The organism is Bradyrhizobium sp., from assembly GCF_030646015.1.
GTDB lineage: Bacteria > Pseudomonadota > Alphaproteobacteria > Rhizobiales > Xanthobacteraceae > Bradyrhizobium.
This window is the reverse complement of sequence record NZ_JAUSLT010000047.1, coordinates 26,174-34,053: the sequence shown is the minus strand read 5'-3', so window position 1 is coordinate 34,053 and position 7,880 is coordinate 26,174. Positions and strand designations below refer to the sequence as shown.

Genomic DNA, 7,880 nt, shown 5'->3' with positions numbered 1-7,880 from the left:
GCCACCGATCGGCCGCGAAAACCGGACTCTTCACGTCTCGCGCGCCACCTGAGTTCGCAAAAAAAGCCAGATTTCGGGCCCCATTCCCGCAGACCCGATTGTGCAAAGCTCTCGCTTGCGGGGGAGGGCCGGGGTGGGGGTCTATCAACCGGTACAGTGCGCAAGATTGGAGATTCGCAAGTGGGCAGTCGCGCTGTTGAGAGAGCCCCCACCCGCCTCGCTGCGCTCGGCACCCTCCCCCGCAAGCGGGAGAGGGTGAAGCGAGTCACACCCCGGGCTTCGCCAGCCCGTGAATCGCGCAGGCGGCGCGCAGTGTGTTGACCAGCAGACACGCCACCGTCATCTGCCCGACGCCGCCGGGCACCGGCGTGATCGCGCCGGCGACTTCAAGCGCTTCGGCAAACGCGACATCGCCGACCAACCGGTCCTTGCCGTCAGGCCCGGGCAGCCGGTTGATGCCGACATCGATCACGGTGGCGCCCGGCTTGATCCAGTCGCCGCGCACCATCTCCGGCTTGCCGACGGCGGCATAGACCAGATCGGCGCGGGCGCAGAGTTGCGCCAGATCGCGCGAGCGCGAATGCGCGATCGTCACCGTGGCGTTTTCGTTGAGCAGCAACTGCACCAGCGGACGGCCGACCAGATTGGAGCGGCCGATCACGATGGCGTTCATGCCCTCGAGCGAGGCGTGCACGCTCTTGCTGAGAATGATGCAACCGAGCGGCGTGCAGGGCGACAGCGCCGCCAACCCGGCGGCGAGGCGTCCGGCGTTGTTGGGATGCAGCCCGTCGACATCCTTGGCGGGATCGATGGCGTTGATGATGGTTTCGGTATCGAGCGATTTCGGCAGCGGCAGCTGCACCAGGATGCCGTGCACGCTGGAATCGCGATTGAGCTTGCCGATCAGCGCCAGCAACTCGATCTGTGCGACGTCGGCCGGCAGCACATGCTCGAACGACGCCATGCCGGCGGCCTGCGTCTGCTTGTGCTTGCTGCGGACATAGACCTGGCTGGCGGGGTCGCTGCCGACCAGCACCACCGCGAGCCCGGGCGTCACCCCGTGCGCACGCTGCACCCGCGCCACCTCATCGGCGACACGGGCGCGAAGCTCCGATGCAATGACCTTTCCGTCGATGATGCGGGCCGCCATCTCTGTCCTCCATGAATCAATCGGGCTTCGCCGCAGTCAGCTTCCGCAGTGCTTCGCCGAGTTTCGTGGGATCGCCGTCGACGGCAATCTGTTTGTGTCGGGACGTCGTTCCCGACAGCACCCGCACACACCGCTTGGGCACCCCGAGCGCTTTTGCAAGCAACTCCGTCACCGCACGATTGGCCTCGCCGCCCTCGGCGATGGCGCGGACCCGCACCTTGACCACGCTGCGGCCGTTGGCGAGCGTCTCAATGCCGTCGATGTCGTCGCGGCCGCCGCGCGGGGTGACGCGCAGCGCGACACTGATGCCCTCGGTGGAATAGCGCCAGGGATCCATCCACCCAGCCGCGATCAGATCACGTTGGGATAGATGTAGTAGGCAATCACCCGCTGGATGAACATGATGATCAGGATCAGGATGATCGGCGAGATATCGAGACCGCCGAAACTGGGCATGAACCGCCGGATCGGCGCCAGCACCGGTTCGGTGATCCGGAACAGGAACTCGGCCACCGCCGCCACGAACTGGTTGCGGGTGTTCACGACGTTGAAGGCGATCAGCCAGGACAGGATGGCGGACGCGATCAGCAGCCAGACGTAGAGATCGAGAATAATAATGATGATGTCGAGAATGGCTCGCATGGGCTTGACTGCTCGCGGTTCGATCGCAAATTTCGGCTGCCCGGTAGATATCGGTTCCTCCCCCCGCAAACAAGGGAAGTTCCCGGCAAAACCTCCCGAAAAACAGCGATTTCACCGTTCTTGACTTGACCTTGGCGCGGATTGTAAATGGCGCCAATTACCGGCCGCCGTCTTTCCCTTCCAGGCGGTCGCGATGGGGCCATAGCTCAGCTGGGAGAGCGCGTCGTTCGCAATGACGAGGTCGGCGGTTCGATCCCGCCTGGCTCCACCAGCCTTCGCAGGCTGCGCCTGCTTCGGCTGGGCAAGCCCTCACGTAGCGAAGGCTGCCCCGCCATAGCCCGACTTGTCCCGCCGAAGCTCGCAGAGCGAAGGCGGATAGGCGACGGCGGGCTGTTAGGGGCTCCGCCTGTCCCCTCCCCTACTTCCCCGTAAACCTTGGCGGACGCTTCTCCATGAAGCTCGCAACACCCTCGCGGAAATCGCTGCCGCGCAGCGCCACCACCATCTCGCGGTTGGCGTCGATGGTGGCTTCCGCCAGGGTCTGGAACGGCACGTCGTAGAGCTGCCGCTTGATGACGGCGATCGCGCTCGGCGAGACGAAATCGGCGAGATCGCGGGCATAGGCGTAGGTCTGTTCGCGCAACTGGTCGGGCGGGTACAGCCGGTTGACCAGACCGATGCGCAGCGCCTCCTCGCTCGGCACCCGGCGCGCCGACATCAACAGGTCCAGCGCATTGGCATGGCCGACGATGCGCGGCAGCATCCAGCTGATGCCATGTTCGGCGATCAGCCCGCGGCGCGAAAACGCGGTCGTGAACACGGTGTTGTCGGCGGCGAAACGCAGATCGCAATACAGCGCGTGCACCAGGCCAATGCCCGCGGTGGCGCCGTTCAGCATGCCGATGATGGGCTTTGAGATCGACGGATAATAGCCGTAGCGGCTCTGCCAGTCCGGCCGCCGGTTCATGTCGAACGGCGGCAGGCTTTGGGCGCGCTTGATGTCGTCGGGGTCGAGTCCTTTCAGCGCATCCATATCGGCGCCGGCGCAGAAGCCGCGGCCTGCTCCGGTCAGCACGATGACGCGCACATTGTCGTCGGCCGCAGCAGATTCCATGGCGTGGCGCACATCGCGCTCCATGATCGGCGTCCACGCATTCATGCGGTCGGGCCGGTTCAGCGTGATGGTCGCGATCTTGTCGCTGACGTCGTAGAGGATGTGCTGATAGGCCACCGGATCTTGCGTCACTGCGCGTTGCTGCTGGGTCATGTGTCGTGAGTCTCCCTTGTCGCACGCGAGCCTTTGGGCCGCGCCAGATAGTCTGTTGTTTCCGGTCGCTCTTTGAGCCAGCCGGTCCAGCGCTTGAACACTTTGATCATGCGCTCCGGCTCGACGCCGAGCTGCGCCATCGCCACGCCGCCATTGACGGATTCACGGTACTCGGCAATCAGGCCGTCGCGGATGACAAAACGGCTCATGCCGTCGATGACGACGCGCTGGCCCTTGAACTGCTGAAGTGTCGAGGTGAAGCTCGACAGCGACCATGCATAGCCTTGCCGGCCGTCGAACACGGGATCGAACATTTCCCAGCGGTAATCGGCGGCATCGCGGTGAAACAGATCCTGCATCATATGGGCGATGTCGGCGCGGCCCTGATGAGGGCCGTAGATATAGTCGTAATAGATGCCGTCCTCGGTGAAGTGCCTTGCGAAGCGCGCGCCGTCGCCGGATTCCGCCGACAGCGTGAAGTCGCTCAAGAGCGCAGCGAATTCGTCGCCGGTCATACCGCCTCCCGATGCCTGCTGATTGACCGCAAGCTTGTGCGACCGACACTAGCACATTTGCAGATTTGGAAAGGCTTGGAGAAAGGATTTGGAGAACCGCCGCACGGAATATCGCGGCGTTGTTTTTGCCGCGCTATTCCGCGGCTTCCGACATCACCGAACGCGGCATGCGCGTCAGCCAGTCGTCGAGAAACGCCTTCAGCCAGGCGCGCTCGGTCACGTCATGGATGGCGCGATCGGCGAAGTGATGGTGGCGTGCCCGCGCGCCCGGCGCGTCCAGGCGGTCGTAGCCGCGCGTGGTCCAGCGATGCATCATCGCGTAGGTCACATCGGGATGAAACTGCAAGCCGAACGCGTGACCCATCTGAAATGCCTGGACCGGGAAGTCGCCGCCCTCGGCCAGTAATTCGGCGCCGTGGGGAAGTTCGAACCCCTCGCGGTGCCAGTGGTAGACGTGATCCGGCCAGTGCGGGCACAGCGCCAGCCCCGCTTGCGTCGGGCGGATCGGGTAATACCCGACCTCCGCCCGGCCTTCCGGATGCGGCGCGACCCGCGCGCCGAGTTGCATGGCGAGCATCTGTGCGCCCAGGCAAATGCCCAGAAACGGCCGCTGCTCCCGTAGCGGAACCGAGATCCAGTCGATTTCCCGGCGGACGAATTCATCGGGGTCATTGGCGCTCATCGGCCCGCCGAAAATCACTGCACCGGCATGGTCATCCAGGGTTTCCGGCAGGGCATCGCCAAAACGCGGACGCCTGACATCCAGCCGGTGGCCGAGCGCCCGCAGCGCATTGCCGACCCGGCCCGGCGTCGAGCACTCCTGGTGCAGCACGACCAGCACCGGCAGCAGGGATGCGGCGTTGGCAGGCGCTAAGGCGGCCGCTGCGGCTCCACCGGGGAAGCGCAGGACATTTTCGCCAATAATTTCGTCCGACTGAGACATCGAATTTTTCTGTCCGGCGATCATCAAGCCAGAATCATACTTAAGTCGCCGTTAACTTCGGGTGCGTTCACGAGAAATATAAGCAAATCGCGGGCCAGAACGGCGCGCGATGGCCAGGACAGCCGCTTGAGACAGCTGCTTGAGACAGCTGCTTGGGTCAGCGCCGGCGCAGCTGCAGGCGGGCGACCGCCGCCAGGATGAACCCGCGCGGAAACAGCCGGAGCAGGAACGGCACGATCTTGACGCCAAGGCCCGGGATCACCGTCCGCTTGTTGGCCATCAACCCGCGATACCCCTGCTGTGCGACATTCGCCGGGGTGACATTCAGGATCACGGAATCGACTCCGGGCAGAAACCCCGCCCGCGACTGAAACTCGGACGGTACCGGCCCCGGGCACAGCGCGGTGACCCGCACGCCGTGCGGCGCCAGTTCGGCCCGCAACGCCTCGGTGAAGGACAGCACATAGGCCTTGGACGCGTAGTAGACGGCCATGCCGGGCCCCGGCAGAAAGCCGGCAATGGAAGCCAGATTGAGGATACCGCCGCGGTGCCGGATCAGGCTCTCGGAAAACCGCAACGACAGTTCGGTCAGGGTCCGGACGTTGAGGTCGATCATGCCGAGCTGCTCGGCGCGGTCGCGGTCAACGGCCCTGCCGAACATTCCGAAGCCCGCATTGTTGACGACGTAATCGACCTCGACGCCTTCGGCGGTCAGGATCGCGGCAATCCTGTCACCGGCGTCGGGTTGCTCGAGATCGCAGGCAATCACAATCGGCACAGCGCCGCCGCCGGCCACGATTTCGTCAGCCAGTGCCGCCAGGCGATCCCCGCGTCGCGCCACCAGGGCCACGCGATGGCCGTTCGATGCGAAAACGCGCGCCAGCTCGGTGCCTATGCCCGCCGAGGCACCCGTAATCAGCGTCACACGCTCGGTCACGATTCAATACTCATAAATAAATTGCAGGAGATGCGGCTAACAGCCGGGACGAGAGCATAGGGTCGAGGGGAGATGCAAGTCACCTGCAAGCATATCGGCACGCGCAAACGCACAATGCTGCCAATGGAAGTGCCGCATTTTGCGGGCTTGTCGCTCCCGGCGACGACCGAACGTCGGACACGTTAAATTTTCGTCATGTCGGATACCGCACCGTCTATGGCGTCCAGACGGCCTGGGCCGCCGCTGGCCGCCTCGGGTCGCCGTGCGGCCACACGGTGCTTGAGATCGATCCGGTCCCGCGAGGCCACGCCCAGCAGATCCGCGGCGCGCCAGACCACGTTGTCCTCGAACTCGCTGACCTGTCCGTCGGCATAGACCAGCTCCCACATCATTTCGACGATGCGGAGCCGGCCTTCCTCATCCACCGAACGCATGATGACACTGGTGAAATGATAGAGATCGACCGCCTCGCCCTCGACCAGTGTCGCCGACGCGATCAGGTGATCCGCCGTGCCGCGATCGAGCCCGAAGCGGCTTTCGATCAGGCTGTGCAGCTTGCGCTTTTCGGTCTCCGTCGGCTCGCCGTCGATCGAAATGACGTGAATCAACAATGCCGTCGCCGCCAGACGATACCCGGTATCGTCAAACGCCCGATCCGCCAGCGCGGTGGGAGAAACAACGTCGGCAATAAATTGGCGTAGTCCGTCCAGCATTGGTTTTCCTGCCGAAATCCGGGGGGTTATTCGGGGCTCGTTCGCCGCAAGCGGCGGTCGCCGATATATGGGTCGGAAAATCAACACGCGCAATCCATGCCGGTTCCCGGCTGCATCACGATTAGGCAATCTCTATCCAGTTTTGCATGCCGCCAGCACTGCTCTTTCCACGTCATTGCGAGGAGCCCTTGCGACGAAGCAATCCATCTTTCTTGCCGGTTGCACGAAAGCTGGATTGCTTCGCTGCTCTCGCAATGACGTGGAGGGAGCCGGGGCTACGTCAAGGTATTTCGTACACCACGATCTTGTCGGCAATGCCGCGCAACGCCGCCTGTTTTTGAATCGGCGTGATTGCTTCCCGCCGCAGAATGGCGGCCACCGCGGGCGCATCGTTGACCGGCCCGGTGATATGCATTTCCTGCGAGGTCGACAGGCTCTGAACCCGGGCTGCGATGTTGACGGTCTGGCCGAAATAATCCTGCCGCTCGTTCAGCATGACGGCGAGGCAGGGCCCTTCGTGAATGCCGATCTTGACCACCAGGTCCTGGGTGCCGCGCTCGGCATTGAGCCCGTCCATCGCGGCGCGCATCCGCAGGCCCGCGACGATCGCGTGCTCCGGCCGGATGAAGGTCGCCATCACGGCATCGCCGATCGTCTTCACGACGGCGCCCTTCTCCGAGGAAATGATTTCCAGCAGCGCGTGGAAATGCGCGCGCACCAGATCGAAGGCGGCGAGATCGCCGACCCTCTCATACAGCGCGGTAGAGCCCTTGAGGTCGGTGAACAGGAATGTCAGCGAGGTGATCTTGAGCCGCTGATCTACATTGAGATTGTCCGCCTTGAATACGTCGCGGAAGGTCTGGTTTGAGAGCATCCGCTTGGCGGTAAGGAACGGCTTGCGCTTGCCGATCAGGTGATGCATCACATCGCCCGCGATGAAGACAGACGGCAGCACTCGCACATCGGCCTGATTGTCGAGCGACAGCCGCAGCGGTCCCGGCCGCATCGTTCTGGTTCCGCCGGTAGGCGTTGGCGTCTTGCTGTAAACCAGCGACAGCTGCTGACGCTCCCTGGTCGGCTCACCCTGAACATCGATGAATTGCGCCGAATGCGTCACCGGCTCGAACACGATGATGAATTCTTTCGGCAGTTGCAGCGACAGCACTGCCTTCTCGCCTGCCGGCAATTCGAGCGTATCAAGCGTCACCTCATCGGCCAGCGTCGCGACGGATTCCCGATCGAAATCGATTCCCGAACTCCAGAACACCTGTTTGTAGTATTCCCAGACCGGCAGCGAGTTCGGATCATGCGCGGCGATGCGCCTGATCCGGGGATTGACCGTGAAGGCTACCTCGACCTGCTCGTCGACAGAGGCTTCGTAGCCGCACGCGCAAAGGCCGCAATGATAGTCATCCGGACTCAACGATTTCAGTGTGCCGTGGGCGCCGAGCACACCGCCGCATCCCGGGCACAGCACGTTCCAGGAAAGGTCGAACAACCCGAGCCGGGAAGCATGGAGAAAGCCCGAAATCACCCGTTCCTCGTCGAGCCCGGTCCGCTTCGAAAAGTCCAGCGCGTTGATACGGTTGAGCTCGTGGTCCTCGCCCTGTTCGACCGCAAGCTCGATCGCAGCGGCCACCACGGGATCGGCGGTCTGCTTCAGCAGGGCAAACTGGGCCTTGAGGTCGTTCATGGCGCAATTCTAGGGCAGAT

At 63.5% G+C, this 7,880-nt stretch carries 9 protein-coding genes and 1 tRNA gene; 1 reads left to right on the top strand and 9 read right to left on the bottom strand.

All coding sequences use genetic code 11. The features are described 5' to 3' along the window. Positions 1–265: 265 nt before the first annotated feature. Genes folD through Q7T45_RS07380 form a run of 3 tightly spaced genes read right to left on the bottom strand, consistent with a single transcriptional unit; the run spans position 266 to position 1,792 of the window. Positions 266–1,150 (bottom strand): bifunctional methylenetetrahydrofolate dehydrogenase/methenyltetrahydrofolate cyclohydrolase FolD, encoded by an 885-nt coding sequence (folD, locus tag Q7T45_RS07390; RefSeq protein ID WP_304869269.1) that lies wholly within the window; start codon positions 1,148–1,150, stop codon positions 266–268. 16 nt (positions 1,151–1,166) lie between these two features. After that, the gene (locus Q7T45_RS07385; protein ID WP_304869267.1) at positions 1,167–1,487 is read right to left on the bottom strand and encodes a DUF167 domain-containing protein; all 321 of its coding nucleotides are present in this window, start codon (positions 1,485–1,487) and stop codon (positions 1,167–1,169) included. Between the two features lie 14 nt (positions 1,488–1,501). Continuing rightward, on the bottom strand, positions 1,502–1,792 hold the full coding sequence (locus tag Q7T45_RS07380; RefSeq protein ID WP_304869265.1) for a YggT family protein: 291 nt from the start codon (positions 1,790–1,792) through the stop codon (positions 1,502–1,504). Between the two features lie 195 nt (positions 1,793–1,987). Here Q7T45_RS07380 and Q7T45_RS07375 point away from each other — a divergent pair. Continuing rightward, a tRNA-Ala gene (locus Q7T45_RS07375) sits at positions 1,988–2,063 on the top strand. Between the two features lie 147 nt (positions 2,064–2,210). On the opposite strand, the gene Q7T45_RS07370 is transcribed toward Q7T45_RS07375, so the two are convergent. From Q7T45_RS07370 to Q7T45_RS07345, 6 genes are all read right to left on the bottom strand, one after another. Further along, entirely contained in the window at positions 2,211–3,023 is an 813-nt protein-coding gene (locus Q7T45_RS07370; RefSeq protein ID WP_304869271.1) for an enoyl-CoA hydratase, read from the bottom strand. 32 nt (positions 3,024–3,055) lie between these two features. Beyond that, complete coding sequence (locus Q7T45_RS07365) at positions 3,056–3,574, bottom strand: nuclear transport factor 2 family protein (RefSeq protein ID WP_304869263.1); 519 nt, start codon at positions 3,572–3,574, stop codon at positions 3,056–3,058. Between the two features lie 133 nt (positions 3,575–3,707). Beyond that, on the bottom strand, positions 3,708–4,517 hold the full coding sequence (locus Q7T45_RS07360; protein WP_304869261.1) for a glutamine amidotransferase: 810 nt from the start codon (positions 4,515–4,517) through the stop codon (positions 3,708–3,710). 157 nt (positions 4,518–4,674) lie between these two features. After that, the gene (locus Q7T45_RS07355) at positions 4,675–5,454 is read right to left on the bottom strand and encodes an SDR family oxidoreductase (RefSeq protein ID WP_304869259.1); all 780 of its coding nucleotides are present in this window, start codon (positions 5,452–5,454) and stop codon (positions 4,675–4,677) included. A gap of 182 nt (positions 5,455–5,636) precedes the next feature. Continuing rightward, positions 5,637–6,167, bottom strand: coding sequence for a TerB family tellurite resistance protein (locus tag Q7T45_RS07350; protein WP_304869256.1), 531 nt, complete (start codon positions 6,165–6,167; stop codon positions 5,637–5,639). 280 nt (positions 6,168–6,447) lie between these two features. After that, positions 6,448–7,860 (bottom strand): adenylate/guanylate cyclase domain-containing protein, encoded by a 1,413-nt coding sequence (locus tag Q7T45_RS07345; protein WP_304869255.1) that lies wholly within the window; start codon positions 7,858–7,860, stop codon positions 6,448–6,450. Positions 7,861–7,880 lie beyond the last annotated feature (20 nt).